The sequence below is a fragment of the Candidatus Poribacteria bacterium genome, from assembly GCA_021295715.1.
GTDB lineage: Bacteria > Poribacteria > WGA-4E > WGA-4E > WGA-3G > WGA-3G.
Genome location: JAGWBV010000003.1, coordinates 201,279 through 219,305, shown reverse-complemented (window position 1 = coordinate 219,305; position 18,027 = coordinate 201,279). Strand labels below are relative to the sequence as shown.

At 48.4% G+C, this 18,027-nt stretch carries 16 protein-coding genes; 7 read left to right on the top strand and 9 right to left on the bottom strand.

The genetic code is table 11. From position 1 onward, the window contains the following. Nucleotides 1–123: 123 nt before the first annotated feature. A complete protein-coding gene (locus J4G07_01930) occupies nucleotides 124–636 on the bottom strand; it encodes a tRNA methyltransferase (GenBank protein ID MCE2412741.1) in 513 nt (170 codons plus the stop codon). Nucleotides 637–838: 202 nt separating this feature from the next. Beyond that, nucleotides 839–1,501, bottom strand: a complete 663-nt coding sequence (locus J4G07_01925) for an aldo/keto reductase (GenBank protein MCE2412740.1) — start codon at nucleotides 1,499–1,501, stop codon at nucleotides 839–841. A 420-nt stretch (nucleotides 1,502–1,921) separates the two neighbouring features. On the opposite strand from J4G07_01925, the gene J4G07_01920 reads away from it, so the two are divergent. The 7 genes from J4G07_01920 (at nucleotide 1,922) to J4G07_01890 (ending at nucleotide 10,193) form a co-directional block, all read left to right on the top strand. Then, on the top strand, nucleotides 1,922–3,067 hold the full coding sequence (locus J4G07_01920) for an amidohydrolase family protein (protein ID MCE2412739.1): 1,146 nt from the start codon (nucleotides 1,922–1,924) through the stop codon (nucleotides 3,065–3,067). Further along, nucleotides 3,064–4,674 (top strand): tetratricopeptide repeat protein, encoded by a 1,611-nt coding sequence (locus J4G07_01915; protein MCE2412738.1) that lies wholly within the window; start codon nucleotides 3,064–3,066, stop codon nucleotides 4,672–4,674. Before J4G07_01920 ends, J4G07_01915 begins: the two co-directional genes overlap by 4 nt. A gap of 183 nt (nucleotides 4,675–4,857) precedes the next feature. Further along, on the top strand, nucleotides 4,858–6,468 hold the full coding sequence (locus tag J4G07_01910; protein MCE2412737.1) for a CRTAC1 family protein: 1,611 nt from the start codon (nucleotides 4,858–4,860) through the stop codon (nucleotides 6,466–6,468). A 648-nt stretch (nucleotides 6,469–7,116) separates the two neighbouring features. After that, nucleotides 7,117–7,953, top strand: coding sequence for a hypothetical protein (locus tag J4G07_01905; protein MCE2412736.1), 837 nt, complete (start codon nucleotides 7,117–7,119; stop codon nucleotides 7,951–7,953). 89 nt (nucleotides 7,954–8,042) lie between these two features. Then, entirely contained in the window at nucleotides 8,043–8,888 is an 846-nt protein-coding gene (locus J4G07_01900) for a LamG domain-containing protein (GenBank protein ID MCE2412735.1), read from the top strand. 91 nt (nucleotides 8,889–8,979) lie between these two features. Further along, nucleotides 8,980–9,366, top strand: coding sequence for a VOC family protein (locus J4G07_01895; protein ID MCE2412734.1), 387 nt, complete (start codon nucleotides 8,980–8,982; stop codon nucleotides 9,364–9,366). Between the two features lie 32 nt (nucleotides 9,367–9,398). After that, nucleotides 9,399–10,193: a phytanoyl-CoA dioxygenase family protein gene (locus J4G07_01890; GenBank protein MCE2412733.1), complete on the top strand. Its 795-nt coding sequence runs from the start codon at nucleotides 9,399–9,401 to the stop codon at nucleotides 10,191–10,193. Between the two features lie 458 nt (nucleotides 10,194–10,651). On the opposite strand, the gene J4G07_01885 is transcribed toward J4G07_01890, so the two are convergent. The 7 genes from J4G07_01885 to J4G07_01855 all read right to left on the bottom strand — a co-directional run bounded on the left by J4G07_01885 (nucleotide 10,652) and on the right by J4G07_01855 (nucleotide 18,005). Beyond that, nucleotides 10,652–11,410 carry a class I SAM-dependent methyltransferase gene (locus tag J4G07_01885; protein MCE2412732.1) on the bottom strand — a complete coding sequence of 253 codons (759 nt, stop codon included), beginning with the start codon at nucleotides 11,408–11,410 and terminating at the stop codon, nucleotides 10,652–10,654. A 203-nt stretch (nucleotides 11,411–11,613) separates the two neighbouring features. After that, a complete protein-coding gene (locus J4G07_01880; protein MCE2412731.1) occupies nucleotides 11,614–12,375 on the bottom strand; it encodes a sugar phosphate isomerase/epimerase in 762 nt (253 codons plus the stop codon). Between the two features lie 53 nt (nucleotides 12,376–12,428). Continuing rightward, nucleotides 12,429–13,448, bottom strand: coding sequence for a Gfo/Idh/MocA family oxidoreductase (locus tag J4G07_01875; GenBank protein ID MCE2412730.1), 1,020 nt, complete (start codon nucleotides 13,446–13,448; stop codon nucleotides 12,429–12,431). 75 nt (nucleotides 13,449–13,523) lie between these two features. Further along, the gene (locus J4G07_01870) at nucleotides 13,524–14,576 is read right to left on the bottom strand and encodes a zinc-binding dehydrogenase (GenBank protein MCE2412729.1); all 1,053 of its coding nucleotides are present in this window, start codon (nucleotides 14,574–14,576) and stop codon (nucleotides 13,524–13,526) included. Between the two features lie 66 nt (nucleotides 14,577–14,642). Continuing rightward, nucleotides 14,643–14,927, bottom strand: coding sequence for a hypothetical protein (locus J4G07_01865; GenBank protein ID MCE2412728.1), 285 nt, complete (start codon nucleotides 14,925–14,927; stop codon nucleotides 14,643–14,645). 117 nt (nucleotides 14,928–15,044) lie between these two features. Continuing rightward, nucleotides 15,045–15,881, bottom strand: a complete 837-nt coding sequence (gene fdhD, locus J4G07_01860) for a formate dehydrogenase accessory sulfurtransferase FdhD (protein ID MCE2412727.1) — start codon at nucleotides 15,879–15,881, stop codon at nucleotides 15,045–15,047. Between the two features lie 48 nt (nucleotides 15,882–15,929). Then, on the bottom strand, nucleotides 15,930–18,005 hold the full coding sequence (locus J4G07_01855) for a tetratricopeptide repeat protein (GenBank protein MCE2412726.1): 2,076 nt from the start codon (nucleotides 18,003–18,005) through the stop codon (nucleotides 15,930–15,932). Nucleotides 18,006–18,027 lie beyond the last annotated feature (22 nt).

The window sequence follows — 18,027 nt, the reverse complement described above, 5'->3', positions numbered from 1 at the left end:
GGATACGTATCTCTTTGTAGTTATGAGTTGTCGGCTGTCGGTTATAAGTTAAAAGACGGTATTGTTAAACCAAGATCTCTTAACTGATAACTGAAAGCGCAGCGTGCTGATAACTGACAACTATTAAAATTGATGTAAAATGTGATAGGCGGCGATACCGAGCGAGACGTGAACGTTCAGTGAGGCTCCCGCGCCATACATTGGAAGATAGATGACCATGTCACAGGCAGCAAGCGTTCGTTTCGTTACCCCGTGGTCTTCGTGTCCTACGATGAGACAGATTTTTTCTGGATAGTCTGCCTCATCGTAACGCATGGAGTGCGCAGTAACTTCTAAAGCGCAGCTCATGTAACCATCGGCTTTAAGTAATGCAATCGCGTCCGCTGCCTGCTCAGTGTATCGCCATTTGACCCTTCTGTGTTTCCCGCGTGCCACTTTGCGCACCAATGGGTGGGGCGGTTGTGCGCTGATACCTGTCAAGATTAGTTCTTTCACACGACATGCGTCCGCTATCCGAAATGCAGAACCGACATTCACCGGGTCTTGCACGTCTTGTAGGATAAAAACCAGTTCTCTTTCCGGCGGTTTCACCTGCTTCAGAAAGTCTTTGAGCGGTTTGCCGCGTAGTTGTTTCAATTTTTTATTTTTACCTTGCGGAGGAACAACGTGCGTTTGGACTATTACGTGCTTCCCTTATATCCGCCTGCGTGTTTTTGCTTGGGTATTTCTGCGTATTGTTGCAGGCTATCAGTTTGGTTGTAAGAAAACCTCTTTACGGACCTCTTTCTGATTGCTAATTGCCAGTCACCATTCGCTAACAGCCAATTGCCAACCGCCTTTAAGCCGCTTTACGTTGTATCAAACGTCGTCTCGCACTCGCACGGGCAAGACCGACATCCAGTGTGATGTGCGGGTAATCGCTGATACCGAGGTTGATCGCATGTGCCGTTTCGAGGTTAAAACCCCACGCAATCCATTCCGGCATATCTGCCTCTGGAATATCACCTGCGACGATAACCTTCATGATACTGATGCCTTTACCGAGCGAATAGGCACGTTCGATGTATTCCAGATGCCGATTAAAAGGACCGCCCTCTAACATCTTACCCTCTTTATTGGCTGTCGTCAGAATTACCTCAAGTTCTGGGTGGTCAATCACTGCGTCCATCACCGAACCTGTATAGATATGTGTAGAACAGCCAATAACTCGGATTTTGCCAGCCGCTTTTGCTTCTCGGAACGCGTCGAGTGCGCCTTCTCGCGATACTAAATCTTCAGGCGAGGCGATACCGTGCAGTAATAGAACATCTAAGTAATCCGTTTGCATTTCCTGAAGAGAACGTGTTGCCTTGGCACCTTCATAATCTTTCGCACCGGTTTTCGTTTGTATGACAACTTCCTCTCGCGGAATTTGACGTACTGCCTCTCCGAGATGCGGTTGACTTCCATAACCTTCGGCGGTATCCCAGAACGTGATACCTTCGTCAAGAGCCTTCAACATCAGTTTGCCGCCAGCTTCATAGTTTTCACAGGTGTTATTGAGATGCCCTGCCTTTTCCGTATGCTAAATATTCCATTTTGTCCTCCACGTCCAAATCGTTACTCCCTTCAGCAGAAATTTCGGCGTGACCTATATGTTCCGAAAACTTGCTCCGAAGAAATCAGACGATAGTTCCGTAAACTGGTTCAGATGTTCTTGAATATACTTTAACCGAATTTCGCCAAAAAATGCAACCCTTTTTTCTTGGTAACAAATCCGTTTTCAGGTATTATAGAAACCATTGGGAACCTTTAGTGTTTGGGTAGCAAGGCTTGGTTGGAAGGTTGCACAGTCGGACACCTATCTTTCCATTCTTCCATCTAAGGGACTTTCAATCTTCTATTCCGCGCTGACTGCTGATGGCTGACTGCTATAAAAAACATGAAATTTCGTGGATGTACACTTTTCAATAACACCCCTACCGAGATTGTTCTGACTGATGGGCACGTTCAAACAATTCACAAAGTAGGCTCTGTCAACAGCAACACATGGATCGCACCGGCATTGATAGATATTCAGGTGAATGGTTTTGCTGGATTCGACCTCAATGTTGCTACCGTTACGTCGGAAGATGTATCCGAAATGGTCCGCGCCCTGTGGCGGGTCGGCACCGGCTTCTTGTGTCCCACAGTTGTGACGGGTTCTTTTGAGGGAATCCGTAATTCCCTTCGTGCTATTCTAAAAGCGTGTAAAGCCGATCCGCTTGTTGCACACTCAGTGCTTGGAATCCATCTTGAAGGACCCTATATCTCCGCCGAGGATGGACCGCGAGGCGCACATCCGTTAGAGCATGTGAGAGAACCGGATTGGGACGAGTTTCAGCGGTGGCAGGACAGTGCCGAAGGGCAAATCACCATTGTAACGCTCGCCCCTGAAAAAAAGGGTGCCAGTCCGTTTATTGAAAAGCTGGTCGCGAATGGGATTGTCGTTGCATTGGGACATACAGATGCTTCGGCGGACGATATTCGAGCGGCAATTGACGCTGGCGCGAGACTGTCCACGCATCTCGGCAATGGTGCGCACGCCTTAATTCGTCGCCATCCGAATTATATTTGGGAGCAACTCGGTGCTGATGAGCTCTGGGCAAGCCTTATTGTTGATGGGCATCACCTCCCGCCTACCGTTGCTAAGTCGATGATACGCGCCAAAACGCTTGATCGGTGCCTTCTTGTCAGCGATGCTGTCGCTTTAGCCGGAATGAAGCCCGGTATCTATCAGTTTGCAGGAAAATCGGTGGAATTGACCGCAGAACGATGTGTCCGATTGGTCGGGACAGAGTATCTCGCCGGTTCTGCTATCGAATTAGCACGCGGTATTGAGAACAGTGTCCGGTTTGCAGGTATTTCCCTTGAGGAATCAGTCTCACTCGCCACGCTACAACCGATGCGTCTCCTTAACGCAAAAAAACGCGTAGAAGCGCAGACGAACCTAATTCTCTTTGAATGGGATCCAGCACACTGCGAAATCAATCTGCTGGCGACAATTATTGGAGATGCCTTGGTATATCATTCGGAGGCACAACGGTGAAGCAGATGTGGAATCACTTCAAAAGCGGTCATGGGAAAAAAAGTTGGTTTGTGACGAACTTCCTCGCTTTCTGCTTTGTTGCATCTCTGGTTTTTGCTCAGCAAACCGATAATGTGTTTGACGACGAACAGTCCAAATATTATGCCAGCGGGATGCGCGCAATCCAATTGGGACTTTATGACGAAGCACTCGCCGATTTTCAGCGAGTCTTGCAATTGAACCCACAAAATGCAGAGGCGTACTGCGAACTCGGTGCGGTTTATAGACTCAAGGAAAAAACCGACGATGCGTTAGAGGCGTATCTCCATGCTTTGGAATTGCCTGCATCGCCACGGACTCACGGTGTTGCCCATGTCTGTCTGGCGCGGCTTTACCATTCACAAGGAAGGTTCGTAGACGCTGAAAACCACGGGCAACACGCTGTCGCCATGCTACCAAAGAACGCTGAACCCTTTTTCCGACTTGCCGATACTTACGTCCAAAGAGGTAAGTTGGCGTTGGCGAAACGTGCGTATCAGCAGGCACTCGCACTGGATGAAAGCCTCGCACCCGTCTATCAGGGGTTGGGCAAAATTGCGTTCCTACAGGATAGATTAGAGGACGCCGCCCAGAATTACCAGACGGCTCTCACGATCGCGCCGTATCACGCCGAGACCCATTACAATCTCGCGCTCGTTTATCGACGTTTGGGACAGCGTTCGGATGGTGATGTTGCCAAACAGAATCTGGCGGAAGCGAAAAAATTGATGACCTCTTTCCAACGGGTGAAAACCTATAACGATCAGACGAACCGATATCGCAGACGCTTGCTGGAGCAACCGACTGCCTTAGAGCCACATGTGAAACTGGCAGAAGCACACATTGAAATCGGCAACTCTAAGGAAGCAATTCACGCCTATAAAATCGCTACTGCGTTGCATCCCAATACACTCCTGCTTTATCACAATTTGGGCGGACTTTACATGCAGACGGGGCAGTTCGCAGAAGCAGTTTCAGCTTTTCAACACCTTATTGCGCTTGATGATACAGACGCTGAAGCACATCTCCATCTCGGTTGGTTGCACGCTCGCCAACGCAAGTTCACTGAAGCACAGAGTTGTCTTCAAACAGCGATTCAACGGGATAAGAATTTAACCCCAGCCTACTATGGACTCGCAGAGGTCTATGCCCAGCAACACATGTTTGCCGACGCGATTGCCGTTTACCAACAATTGACATCCATCCATCCCAATGACGCAAAAGCGTGGGTACGACAGGGCGTTCTTCATCTCAAACAGCAGCAGGTCTCAGATGCTATTCACGCTTTTACGCAAGCGATTGCTGTGGATGAAAACTCGGCAGATGCGCATAACAATCTCGCGTGGCTTTATGCATCGCAAGGTGAGCACCTGAAGCGCGCAGTTGAATTGGCGGAACGTGCTGTCGCGTTAGACGCTAATGCCGCTCGCTTGGATACCCTCGCTTACGCATACTACCGCTACGGAGCATATACGCAGGCGGAACAGTCTATCTTACGCGCAATTGACTTAGAACCGAAGAATACCGCCTACAAAGACCGCTTGAACGAGATTCGTCTGGCGATGGAGGCTACAAAAAAGCGTTTTTAATTTCTGTCTCCGTTAAGACGTGTTCGTTAGACTCAAAGCAGTAGCCTGCAACAATACGCAGAAATACCCAAGCAAAAACACGCAGGCGGATTTGAGAAAGGCATGCCACAGATGAAACCCACAGTGTTTATCCGCAAGGTAAAATTAAAAATTCGTTTTTCTTTCCTAATGTGTGCCTTTTTCGTGTCGTCTGTAGTATACGCTGTCACTTTTGTTGAGGTGGCTGAAGAATCAAGGATTCACTTCAAGCACACCGACGGTGAAAGCGGCGAACGTCTCTTTAATGAGCAATACGGATCAGGCGGTGGCTTCTTCGATTACGATAACGACGGATATTTGGACATCTACCTTATCAATGCGAGTCCGCAGGGAGAGCAGGTCGCTGCGCCACTCCCTACGAACGTTCTCTACCACAACAACGGTGATGGCACTTTCACAGATGTCACCAGCATCGCAGGTGTCGGCGATACCCGCTATGGTGTCGGCGCAACCGCCGGCGATTACGATAACGATGGCAACATAGACCTCTATGTAACCAACTTCGGTGACAATGCACTTTACCGTAACAATGGGAATGGCACTTTCACCGATGTCGCAGCCGCCGCACAGGTCGCAGATACCGGATGGGGAACGAGTTGTGCCTTTGCTGACTTTGACAATGATGGGTTTCTGGAACTCTACGTGAGCAATTATGCGAAATATACCCCTAATACTGACAAACCGTGTTATCGACACGACATTGCTGTTTACTGTGGTCCGAGTTCTTATCCCCCGCAACCAGATGTATTGTATCGTAACAAAGGGGACGGCACTTTCATCAATCTGACCGAACAGAGCGGTTTGTTAAGCGTCCCTGCTGCGCACGGTCTCGGCGTTGCCATTGGAGATAGTGACAACGATGGTGACATTGACATCTATGTCGCCAACGATCAGGATTTCAATTTCCTATTTGAAAATCAAGGCGACGGCACCTTTGAAGAGGCGGGATTGCTTTCTGGTGTCAGCTGCAGCGATATGGGAAAAGCAGAAGCGGGGATGGGGGTCGCCTTCGCAGATTATGACAACGATGGCAAATTAGATCTCACAGTCAGTAACTTCCAGAACGAGACGAATACTCTCTACCACAATGAAGGGGACAACTTTTTCATTGATGCCACAATTCCTGCTGGGGTTGCCGAACACACACATCGTTACCTCGGTTGGGGCATCGGTTTTCTCGATGTCGATAACGACGGTTACAAGGATATATTCGTCGCAAATGGGCATACCATGGACAACATCGCCGAGGTCGATCGATCCACGACGACACCGCAGCAAAATCTACTCTTTCGGAATTTAGGTAATGGGAAATTCGCGAATGTCACAGCACAGATGGGAGAGGGGTTCGCACTGCGTAAGACAAGTCGAGCTGCCGCTTTTGGCGACTATGATAACGATGGCGACATCGATATCCTTATCACGAACTGGAATCAGACCGTTGATCTCCTGAGAAATGAGGGGGGGAACCAAAACAATTGGATACAGGTGCAAGCCGTCGGCACAAAAAGCAACCGTTCCGCTATCGGCGCGCATATCAAAGTTGTTGCTGGTGGACTCACGCAGTATGCAGAAGTGAAGAGTAGTGGAAGTTATCTCGCATTCAGCGACCTTCGGGTTCATTTCGGACTGAAGGATGCTGAAAATATTGACTTGTTGGAAATCCGTTGGAACAGTGGAATTGTTGATACTGCAACCAACCTTTCGGTGAATCAACGGCTTATTGCAGTTGAAGGGAAAGAAATTGTTTCGGAATGAATTTTTTTTCTTGACAAAAATAGTTATATAACATATTGTTTTTTAATAGAGCGTGAACCCTCATTTCTGCGTCAGATTTCTTATATTACAAGTTGAATTTGTATCTGGGTCGGATGAAAAGTCGGCGCGAAGTGTGTAAATCGCTAAATAATCGGGACCACGGGGAGTTCCTTCTCAGTATTTTAGCCTGTGCCCGGGTAGAAACACTGCAACGGAACCCCCATGGTATTGAAAAGCAAAACTGCCAAGTGCTTGTCTGTTAGGTAGCAACTTGGGTTACTGGGATTGTGTAAATCTCCAAAGAGGCATCTCTGTTTTGCTTTCACTTATTAGACAAGTTTTTGCGGAAAAAGTTTACTTTTTTCGTTAAATTCTTTTTAGATAATACTGCGTCTCATTCTTGATGTATATGTGACAGGACAATTTATCATCACTGGGACGCGTAATGAATCGCACTACGATGAATGCTTATGCGGTGTCAGACCGCTATCTATTATGGGCAGTCCGCACGTTATAATTTAGAAATGGACGAATTGGACAGCCCGAATTATAAAGTTGGTGCGGATAACGCCAACCTTACAAATTTTTCTTCAAACGGTTCGTTGGTGTTTGTTCGCTACCAGAATCCACTAACGGAGGACAATTAAAGTGAAACTATATATTTCTATACTCGCTATCGTTGTGTTAATGATCGGTGTTTCAGTTTCTGCGTTCGCAGACATAAATGATGGCGTCATCGCTGCCTGGACCTTTGACGATGGAAAGGTGACGGATGCCATAGGGAATGCACACGGCGAACTCTTCAAGGGAGCTACAATCACGGGTGATGGCAAATTTGGGAAGGCGTTGGATGTTGATGGGAATCAAGATTCACGGGCGGATATTGAATTTAACGCCGATCTTGAGTCAATAATTGAGGGAGCACATACTGTCTCCTATTGGCTCTATGTCCGCGAGGGAAGAAACCACTCTGGGGTTTGGAAAGGCGCAAAGGTCGGTTGGGGTGCGAACTTCACCTTCCGTATCGTGACAACCAGTGATACCGGTCTGACGTGGGGAACAACAAGTGGCGGTGCCGAAAATTGGTTCGCCACGGATGGTGCCATTGAAACCGATAAGTGGTTCCATCTCTGCCAGACGGCAGATGGTGAGGAGGCAATTGGATACGTAACACCAGAGGGCGGGAAAACCGAAATACCTGTGAGTGGTCAACAAAACCCAAAATTGGCACCGGAACCCTATAATCTGTTCAAAGATCGTCCTTTGGAACTCGGTGCAGGTCGAGGTATCGGGGGCAATGATGGCAACGATACATTCCTTGATGGCATCATCGACGATGTTATCATCTGGGACCGCGCCCTCTCTGAAGAGGAAGTCGAGGAACTCGGTAGTGGCACACGTCCAGAAAAGGCACTGGCTGTCAAAGCGGAAGGCAAATTAGCTACCACTTGGGGAAAGGTCAAATCCTATCATCATTACCGCTAAATACAATTGAGGAACTAAAAACAGTGCGGGTTCGTGCGATTCTATCGCAAACCCGCTAAGTTAGAATTGAAACGATAAGGAGCTTTATTATGAAGCACATTTGTCTGTTTTTCATTTTAGCACTTATGATGCTCGGTGTCAATAGCTACGCCGGGCTTGAAGATGGTCTCGTCTCTGTTTGGAACTTTGACGATGGCACGGCAAACGATTCCATCGGAAGTAACGATGGCGAATTTGTGAACGGGGCGAGTGCCATAAACGCGGAATTCGGTATGGCACTTAACGTTGAGAATCCAGAGAATCCCGCAACCGGCGAGGACACTGGACAGTATGTCGCAATCCCTTCCTCCGCAAGCCTTGAAAAAGAGGACGGTATCTTCTCTGTCTCCTTGTGGTTCTACATCAGAACAGGCGGGGGCAGGAACCACTCCGCGATGTTCTTCAAAGGCGACAAGGTCGGTTGGGGTGACCACTTCATGGTGCGAATGTGCACCACGTCCGAGGCAAATTTGACCTGGGGCAGCTGCTGGGCAGGCAGCGAAGGTTGGTTTGCCACTGACAATGTTTACGCAGAAGAGGAATGGGTTCACGTCGCTTACGTTGTTAATGGTGAAGAAGCGACAGCGTATGTAACCTCCTCTGTTACCGGTGATACTGTAGTTCCCGCCAGTGGACAGCAGAATCCGAGACCGATTGAGACCCCACTATTGACGTTCCCGGAGCGTCCGGTTGAACTCGGTGTCGGACGGCAAGTCGGCGGTAATGCTGGCAACGACTTCTGGATTGATGGCATGATTGACGAGGTCTACTTCTGGGAACGTGCGATCAGTGAAGACGAAGTAAAAGAACTCGCTGGTGGCGCAGTTCTCGGTGCCGTTGCTGTGGAAGCGCAGGGGAAACTCGCTACCACATGGGCACACATCAAGAAACGCTAAGGTATCAGTAGCCTAAGACAAAGAGGCTCCGGATTTCACCAATCCAGAGCCTTTTTGTTTACCAGATACCGTAGTGTCGGAGGGATACGCTATGAACGGTTATTACGGCATTGGAGAAGTCTTCGTTAAAGTTGCCAATCTTGAACGCGCAGCGGAGTTTTACCGAGATCTACTCGGATTTGAAGTTCTTGAGCGCAACAATCGGCAGCTTTATATCTACTTAGATAATGGACATCTTGTCCTCAAAGAAGCAGGAAGCCCCGGGCATGATGCAGGGGGACCCATGCACTTTGCCTTCGTGACGGACACCGATCGAATTAATCAACTCACCAAACAGTTCGCTTCTCTGCCATATCGGACTCGCGGACCTTTTGATTTTGATGACCCGCGCGGTAAATGTCGGGCTTTCTTCATCTTTGATCCGGATGGAAACGAAATTGAGTTTAACGACCTCTACTGTCCAGACAATTCGACTTAGAAACTGTTACCATGTCATGAGGTAAACCTAAGATGCTAACCCACTCAGAAATTGATGCCTTTGTTGAAAATGGTTATATTATTCGTAAGAGCGCACTCTCTGAAACCGACATCCAAACCTATCGGAATGCTATCGATCGGATACTCCACAAATGCCGTGTTGAAGGTCTACACGCCGACCACCTACGCTACATAGATAGCGAACGCGATGACATCTGGGGGGTCAATAACATTTTTCACCCAAGCATTCGCGAGCAAGCACTCGTCGGCGCGCTTGCACATCCGCAGATATTAGATGTCATTGAAGCACTTATTGGGCAAAGGTTAAGGTATCACCTCTGCACGCTTCTCCTCAGTTCCGATCGAAAACCGTATCACATCAATTGGCATCGAGATTCCGCTCCCGATGGGGAAGTCCCACTTGAAACCCTCCGTAGTCGACTCAGAAGCCACGTTCAACTCAATGGTGCGCTTTATGACGATGAGACCCTTTATATCGTCCCGGGTAGCCATCGACGTGAACTCACAGATGCCGAGCGCGCTGTCATACGACAAACCCCACAGGCAGCGATGCCGAACCAACGGGTCGTAGACCTGAAAGCCGGTGACATCGTCTTTTACAATTCAAGCCTGCTCCACAAAGGATACAACCTTTCTGGGAAAAAACGGCAGACGCTCCACTATGCTGTTCTCACTGTTCCTTCGGAAAATGAACCTCCAAATCCACAGAGTCCGACCAGTCAAGAATGGCTCAACGAACCCACTTTTTTAGGAAGTCTCCCCGAACGGCTCAAACCGCTTTTTGACAATTGGCTGAAACATGGCTAACAACGGCAAAGACTTCTCCGCCATGCTATACCACTTCTAAAAGTTTATATTGCATTAAACGCGACGTTCACCCAGACCCCGATAGGTTCGGTTCCCTAACCGAACCGGGTTGAACCCAAGAACAATGCGCCCGTAGGTTGGGTAGAACGGTGTTGAGAAGGCGAACATCGGGGTGCCAAACACACCTGAAATTTGATAGACACCCTATACTCTCAAAAACACAGTGAAACCCAACTTCATGCGGTCAGTGTCACGGAAGTCTCCCCCCAAAGCGTTGGGTTTCACTCGGTATCTGGTGGCTATAGCGTGTCTGGCGAGTTTCCATTTTTCTGTGCCTTTTTCGGGGTTTGATGGAATCCGTTCTACCCAACCTACGGTACCACGATCAGTTTTTTCTTAAATTGACACCTATGGTTCAACCCATCCTACGCACTTAACTATGGAAGTATGTCAGATCACTAATCTCTGTGGCAAATCATCGCAGTAATCCAACAGAATCGCTTGAGGAATGGTAGGCATTTCAGGAGAGATGTATCAATCACTTTAAGGATGCGAAGGCTCCACCGATAAAATAGTGGGATAGAAATGCATTTCTGCCAAAACAGTGCGCTCACGGCGGAGAGATGAAACTCACGATGCTCCAACTTCTCAAATTCAGCACCGACGGTTTCAATATCCCCCACTGAAAAGTAACGCAGTTTACCCGAATACTTCAGGAACATTTTCCGATACAACCATACCATCGGGTGATGGCGCATGTTTTCCATGAAGATCGCTTTTCCCTCCGGTTTGAGAACGCGGTAGCATTCTTTCGCAGTTTGCCGATGATCTGTGAAAACCAATACGGATTTAGAAATGATAAAATCGAAGGTATTATCGGGAAAGGCGAGATGCGTCGCGTCCATCAGGGCAAAATTAACCGCCTCAACGACGTTGTGTTCTGTTGCGCGCGCCTGCGCTTCAGCGAGTCGAAAAGGCAGTAAATCTATGCCGATAACAGAGGCACCCCGTTTCGCCAGCAGCGTCGCAGTGCCCCCAGTACCAGTACCGAGTTCAAGGACCTTTTTCCCTTCCAGATTCCCAATTTTTGGGAGGACGTACTCGAAAATGGGAAGATAAAAATCTTCCCACCAGAGCAAAAGATCTGTTTCAACACTATCGGAACGACTGGTAGGTCGCTGTCCTTTAGGTGTCAATCTATTTTTGGATTTTAGCATAAAAAGCGCGCAGCTTGAAACGAAGTGGAAAGCGGATCTACGGAAAGGTTTTTAAACGCAGCTTGCAACAATACGCAGAAACACCGGATTTAGTCTGGGAATAGACGAAATTCATTCCTTGTATTACATTGCAAAAACACGCAAACGGATTTGAGGGACGCACGTTAGCGTTCAAACGTCCGTTGTTTCTCCGCAAGGTATAATTAAGAAATTTTCCCCATCTTTCGTAGATTTTCGATGCAGCGTTCCGCACATTCAAGAGGTGGATAGGCGTAACTTTCCTGTTCAACGATGTACCACTCCGTGCCACCGACGGTTTCACAGGCATGGAACACAGCCTCCCACGGAATCTCACCTTCACCGACGTTTGCCTTGTCATTCGTAGGTGAATACTCTTTCAGGTGCACCAATTTCGATCTACCGGGATAGCGTTCAATATACGCCACAGGGTCGGCACCTGCGCGAAGGGCATGACCGATGTCAATTTGCATCACGACATCGTCACGGGTGTTCTCGCCGAATATATCCCACGGAACTTCATCTTCCATCGGTGTGAATTCACCTGTGTGATTGTGGTAACCCGTGAACATCCCTTGATCAGCGATTTTTTCAGCAATATCGTTGAAGAGTTTTGCTGTCTCACGCCATGCTTGTTGCGAACCTTGGTACTCCGCAGAGAGTCCCGGCACAATCAGATACGGATTGCCGAGTCCCTTGTTGAATTCAACCGTTTTGGCGAGTTCATCACCGAGAAGTGTGTTTATCCCTGTATGCGTCCCCGCAACTTTCAATCCGAGGTCATCGCACATCCCGCGTAATTCTTCGGCAGTCCGATCATAGTAACCCGCAAACTCAACACCTTCATAACCCATCTGTGCGACCGCTTGGAGCGTTAAAGATAGGTCGCCTGCACAATCATCTCTAACGGAATATAGTTGTAACGCTATTGGAATTCTATTGCTCATCAATTTCTCCTGACGTTCCTATGGGCACGGTCTGAAACCGCACCCGTGATACTTTACGACATCGGCAAGTTAACAACCTGTCCACTATCCGCTGACACCAGTCCCGCTTCGAGGATTTCTTGGGCATCACGGCTCACTTTGGCACTGCACAGACCTTCAATCGGTTCGCCTGTCTCCAAGCAGTGAATAAAGTATTCCGCGGCGTTGCGTTTGCCCTCTGGGAGTGGTTCAGGGGTAACTACTTCAGCGTCGCCATTTGCAGGATGCAGGTGAACTTCGTTGCCGCTTACCATCAACGCGCCCTCCGTGCCATAGACTACCGGATTCGGTGTGATATAGCCAACCTTTTGGGTCCAAGATGCTTCCGTGAGTCCAAACGCATTGCCGTATTTCATGACGATGACGGCGTTGTCGTCAGGGATCGGATAGTCTTTAACAAAGGTGCCGCGGAACGCCGTTACTTGCTGTGGCAGACCGAGGAGGTAGGCACACATATCGGCGCAGTAACAACAGTAATCCATCAACGCACCTGCACCATTTTTCTCTTCATCGTAGAGCCACTCATAGAAGTAGCGAGAGCACCCGATTTCCATCGGTCCATTATGTGCGGAACGCCATTTGAAATAGAAAATGTCGCCAATCGCCCCATCTTTGATGAGGTTCATTGCGGTGTTGAGTGCGGGACTCCATGCGGTGGGCCAGTTCACCATCAATAGGGTACCAGCGTTCTCCGCTGCGGCAAGCATCCGATCCGCTTGTGAGAGTCGCGCAGCCATCGGCTTTTCGGATACGACGTGGATCCCTTTCGCCGCTGCCGCTTCGACGATGTCAGCACCCGCATTGTTTTCCGAGGCCGCTTGGACAATATCTAATTCCTCTTTCTCCACCATTTCTTGCCAAGAGTTATAGATATTCTCGATACCGACTTCTGCGCTGAATTGGGCGCGTAATTCCGCATTGACATCGCCTGCAGCGACAATTTCAACGTTTGGATGTGCCTTCCAGTGGCGAAGTTCACCCCATACATGGTCATGCACAAGAGATGCGAAGCCGACGCGATACGTTTTTGCCATTAATTATGCCTCCTGTGGGCGCGCGATACCAGCGCACATTATATGCGCTTGAACGCACGATTTTCTTGAATTTGTTTATTCTTCAGCCCGAACCGCAATTTTAATCGCCGTTTCACCTTTAATACGATAACCGCCGTCAAGTGCCTTAAATCCGTCCCCAACCTGTGAGAGTGGCAGTTGGTGGCTAATCATGTCGGCGAACGGCAAATTGCTCTGTTCAAGGAGTGGTAAACCACGAACGAAGTGCTCGTAACTGCTTCCCCAAATAGCTTCAACACGAAGGTTTTTGCGCATCAACAATTGGTTGATATTGAAATCGATTGAACCCATATCTACAAAATGCCCAACTTCAACAAAAGTCCCGCTACGGCGTGTGTAACCCAAACCCTCTGGCGTTGCCGGAAGGAAACCCGCGCATTCAAAGACGACATCTGCCCCCTCTTTACGGGGCGTTTCCGCTTTCACGAGTTCCGTCCGTTCCTCGACAGAAGTGACCTCCTCAATGTCAATCGTTACGTCGGCACCGAGTCGTTTCGCGAGTTCCAATCGTCCGGCAGGTCCACCGACCATAATCGCTTTTGCGGCACCGCTCAATTTCGCACACGCAAGCGTCACAAGCCCAATAGCACCGGAACCCTGCACAACGACGGTATCCCCCAATTTTATTTCACCCCGCATTGCGGCGTGAACACCGACAGTAAACGGCTCTGTGAGTACAGCAACTTCAGGTGATGCATCGGTCTTCATGAAGCATGTATTCGGGTAGTTGAGATACATATAATCCGCAAACCCACCGCGAAAATGTGGTGCCTCATCTGGGTTCCACTGAAAGCCGTAGGCACCGTAGTTTGTTCCCGGCGCGAAGATGACCCTGTCACCCTCTTTAACCGGTTTACCCACATAATCGGTTTCCACGCCTTCACCAATCGCCTCAATAATACCGACGTTTTCATGTCCGAGTAAAACTTCTTGTTGGAAGCCGTTCTGCCAGTTGTGAAGGTCAGTTCCGCAAATCCCTGCTAACTCCTGACGAAGCAGCACCGTGTTAGGTTCAGGTTCAGGAACCGGGTACTCACGAATTTCAAAATCTTTGCCGCACGCGACCACGGCTCTCCCTGTCCGACTCATATTTAGCACTCCTTAGGTTCATTTTTTGGGTAGCGCGCGTTCAAGGCACACCACCCTTAACTTTGCTCATACATATCTCCTTTTCTTTCGCGAGATAAGCACAATAACAATAATGGCGACAATCGTAATTGGCAGCCAGAACGCTTCAAAAATTTCCCAGAAAAAGTTAAATCCCATCCAAAGTAGGACTTCGATCCCGACAATAGAGGCTGTTTTGCTCCACGGAAACTCGGCACCGTACTGTTTCTTCAACCGGCTGGCATATATCCACGAGACCACCAAAGTCCCAACAATAGCTACGAAAAATAGAAGATTGACGAGCCCTTGGATGCCGTTTAAAATGCTTAACATAAAAATTTTGCTCCTTTATAGGAGGGCTTTGTAAGCCCGAATTCCTTTTACCCCTATAGAGACGCGTCATCTCAAAAAGATAGCAAAAGTTATCCGACTCTCCTTTTCGTTTGTGCGCTATTGACAGTGAATGCGTTCTGGACAACTATAGACTGCCATGCTCTGCCCCCGCATGAAACCTATTAACGTGAGGTTACCCTCTGTGGCGAGATCTACGGCGAGTGTAGATGCTGCCGAGACGGCGACGATAATCGGGATACGCGCAAACAGAGCTTTCTGGACGATTTCAAAACTGGCGCGTCCGCTCACCATCAAGATATACCGATCAAGCGGCACCAAGTCAGATAGTAACGCGTGTCCGATCACTTTATCGACAGCGTTGTGTCTGCCTATGTCCTCCCTGATAATCAGGAGTTCACCCTTTTCATCGAATAACCCAGCGGCGTGGAGTCCACCCGTTTTTTCAAAAACGGATTGCGCTTTTCTTAACCGATCGTTGAGTTTATAGAATACCTCTTGATTGGTGTGGAATCCGGAATTCAACGGCGATACCTGCTGTCTAACGGATTCAATCGTCATTTTGCCACAGAGTCCACAACTCGCATTTGCGTGGAAATTCCGCTGCCAACCTGATTCGGCATCAAGGTCCAGTTCCTCCGTAAGGCGAACGTTGACAATATTCTGCAACGACGATAAACCCGACGACTGCGTCCCAGAATCTTCTTCATCACAATAGGCGATGATTTCGATGTCATCACCGGAAGTGATGAGGCTTTCCGTATAAAGAAAGCCCGCGGCGAGTTCAAAATCGTGTCCGGGCGTCCGCATCACAACGATCAAACTCTGTTGTCCCACCCGAATCTCAAGCGGTTCCTCAACAACCAACTCGTCCTCGACCTGGATGGGTTCACCAGTTGCCCAACGCGTAATAAGTTTTGTGGATGTCGGTTGCATTTTATAAATTTACCTTGCGGTTTTCGTATCTTACGCTTGCGAACAGGTTTATTGAGCATTCATAGTTGCTAAACCGTTAGAGGTCGCTAACCAGATTCTATTGTTTACCACGACGAGAGAATCTACTATCAATTCACCCGTGAGTATCTGGGGTGTCGTTGTGTACTCCCATACATCCGCAGAGCGAGTGTGATGTGTATACAGATCTTTGTTCGTCGCTATCCACAGGACCAACGGGATTTGTGGCGTGGGAGGCGGTGGTTCAGTTTCTAATCCTTCTATTTCCGGTTCAATTCCGAATCCTTGTGTCTCTGGTGAAAATTCGGGTATTGTCGGATCCGGTATTTCTTCTACCGGTTCTACCTTAGGTTCTTCTTTCGTTAGCGGTGAGGTGTCAAGCGCACCTCTGATGTAGATGTTCCTTAGATCGTCTTCATTTTCTATACCTGTGTCCAGGGTAGTCGATTTCCCATTCCCGCCATCCAGGTCTGCTCGAAAATAACCGTTGGATTTTTCATCGGCATTGAACCACGTAAAGAGCAACTGCTCTTCTGCAATATCGAGCCCCACCACCTTCATGCCCTCGCGGATTTCCGTAGAGCGATAGGAATCCCACTCCTCTTTTTCCCGATCAAACATTATGACATCTCCGGCTGCTGAGGCACACCAAACCGTTTGAGGCGTGAGCAATAAGGTATCGATGTCGTCTGTAGTGATGAAACTGGTCTCGGTATTGTAGAGAAGAGGCGGATCAACGCTCCCGCGAATCCGCCGAATGATTCCCGTATCTGTAGCGAACCAAATCTCCGTTTCATCCATCTTAATGTCCTTAATCCAAGCAGGAAATCCATCAGCTGGGGAGTAGTTTTGAATGTCGCCTGTGAGTTGACTATAGTGAATCACACCCTGAGAACGTGTCCCGACCCACACTTCTTGCGAGTTTGCTGCAATGGCTGTAACATCTGGCACGTTTTCCAAGGCAGTGTTAATCAGTTGTGCAACAACGTCAAACGCAATCCATTTGTCAAAGGCAGTCTCGAATAACATTACCCCTTTTGGGGTACCGATCCATAGCCGTGTGCCATCGGTCGTCATTGCTTGGATGTGGTTATCGGGGAGTCCGCTTGACTCGGTGTAAACTGTCCATTTCGTCTGATCCAGAATTTTTTTTGCTTGTTCCTTTATCGCCGCATCTGCGCTAATCTCGCTGACGTGAATCGCTTCATTCGCCGCTGCTTCCAGTCTACCCAATTTTAAGTTGGTCGCTGCACGGATGAGGTGTGCGTCATAAATCCACTCACTCTCTGAATAATGGGTGACAAATCTGTCTAAGGTGTGGAGCGCATTTTCCAACGGGTCCATATCTGCCTGTAGTTTTCCAATCAGAAAGAGTGCTTTTTCATGTGATGCCATGTCCGGATAATCTTTGACTGCAGCTTCGAGAAGGAATAATCCGGCACTTGGATCATCCAATTGCTCGACGAGTAGGAAGCCCGTGATATATTTTAATCCTGGGACATCGGGGTGATCTGGATAATGGGTGAGAATCAGTTGGTAGTTATCCGCTGCGACATCGTAAGTTTCGTTCGCAAGGGCAATATTCCCGAGTTCATGAAGGAGTGGCACAAGGTCGAAACTCGGAGCATCAAGGATGGCTACGGAACGAAATCGTTCCAATGCGTTCGCATTGTCACCGTTTGCTCTGTAAAGTAATCCGAGTTGATAGTGAGCATCCGGGTATTTTGGGAATTCTTCAATAGCGGCTTCAAATCGTCGTTGTGCGTTTTCGGGAAGTCCTAACTCCAGTAATGTAAGTCCATTGCGATAATACTTTGCAGCGGTTCGGTCGGGAACGTGCGCCAAATCTGATGGAAATTTGAGAGTGTGTCCTGCCAGTGGCAGTTGTAAAATCTGCCCATTATATTCGACTTTGAAGTGCGTATCCGTGGCACCGCGCCAATTGCCGGTGAGTCTATCGCCTTTTTCACTCTCTACAATGACGTATTCTTGACTATAAGCATAATGCTGGAAAACCAATAGGAGGGCTAATGCTATCAATGAAAATAGACAGTAAACTTTCTGTTTTTTTGCTTGTGTGTTTTTTGTCAGTTTCTGCTGCAACATAACTTATTTACCTTTAAAATAT

Bases quoted from the DNA above. Each gene is read 5' to 3' on its own strand.
- J4G07_01870 (MCE2412729.1), bottom strand. From the start codon at position 14,576: ATGAGTCGGACAGGGAGAGCCGTGGTCGCGTGCGGCAAAGATTTTGAA.
- J4G07_01890 (MCE2412733.1), top strand. From the start codon at position 9,399: ATGCTAACCCACTCAGAAATTGATGCCTTTGTTGAAAATGGTTATATT.
- J4G07_01875 (MCE2412730.1), bottom strand. From the start codon at position 13,448: ATGGCAAAAACGTATCGCGTCGGCTTCGCATCTCTTGTGCATGACCAT.
- J4G07_01865 (MCE2412728.1), bottom strand. From the start codon at position 14,927: ATGTTAAGCATTTTAAACGGCATCCAAGGGCTCGTCAATCTTCTATTT.
- J4G07_01880 (MCE2412731.1), bottom strand. From the start codon at position 12,375: ATGAGCAATAGAATTCCAATAGCGTTACAACTATATTCCGTTAGAGAT.
- J4G07_01895 (MCE2412734.1), top strand. From the start codon at position 8,980: ATGAACGGTTATTACGGCATTGGAGAAGTCTTCGTTAAAGTTGCCAAT.
- J4G07_01900 (MCE2412735.1), top strand. From the start codon at position 8,043: ATGAAGCACATTTGTCTGTTTTTCATTTTAGCACTTATGATGCTCGGT.
- J4G07_01855 (MCE2412726.1), bottom strand. From the start codon at position 18,005: ATGTTGCAGCAGAAACTGACAAAAAACACACAAGCAAAAAAACAGAAA.
- J4G07_01885 (MCE2412732.1), bottom strand. From the start codon at position 11,410: ATGCTAAAATCCAAAAATAGATTGACACCTAAAGGACAGCGACCTACC.
- J4G07_01920 (MCE2412739.1), top strand. From the start codon at position 1,922: ATGAAATTTCGTGGATGTACACTTTTCAATAACACCCCTACCGAGATT.
- fdhD (MCE2412727.1), bottom strand. From the start codon at position 15,881: ATGCAACCGACATCCACAAAACTTATTACGCGTTGGGCAACTGGTGAA.
- J4G07_01925 (MCE2412740.1), bottom strand. From the start codon at position 1,501: ATGTTGAAGGCTCTTGACGAAGGTATCACGTTCTGGGATACCGCCGAA.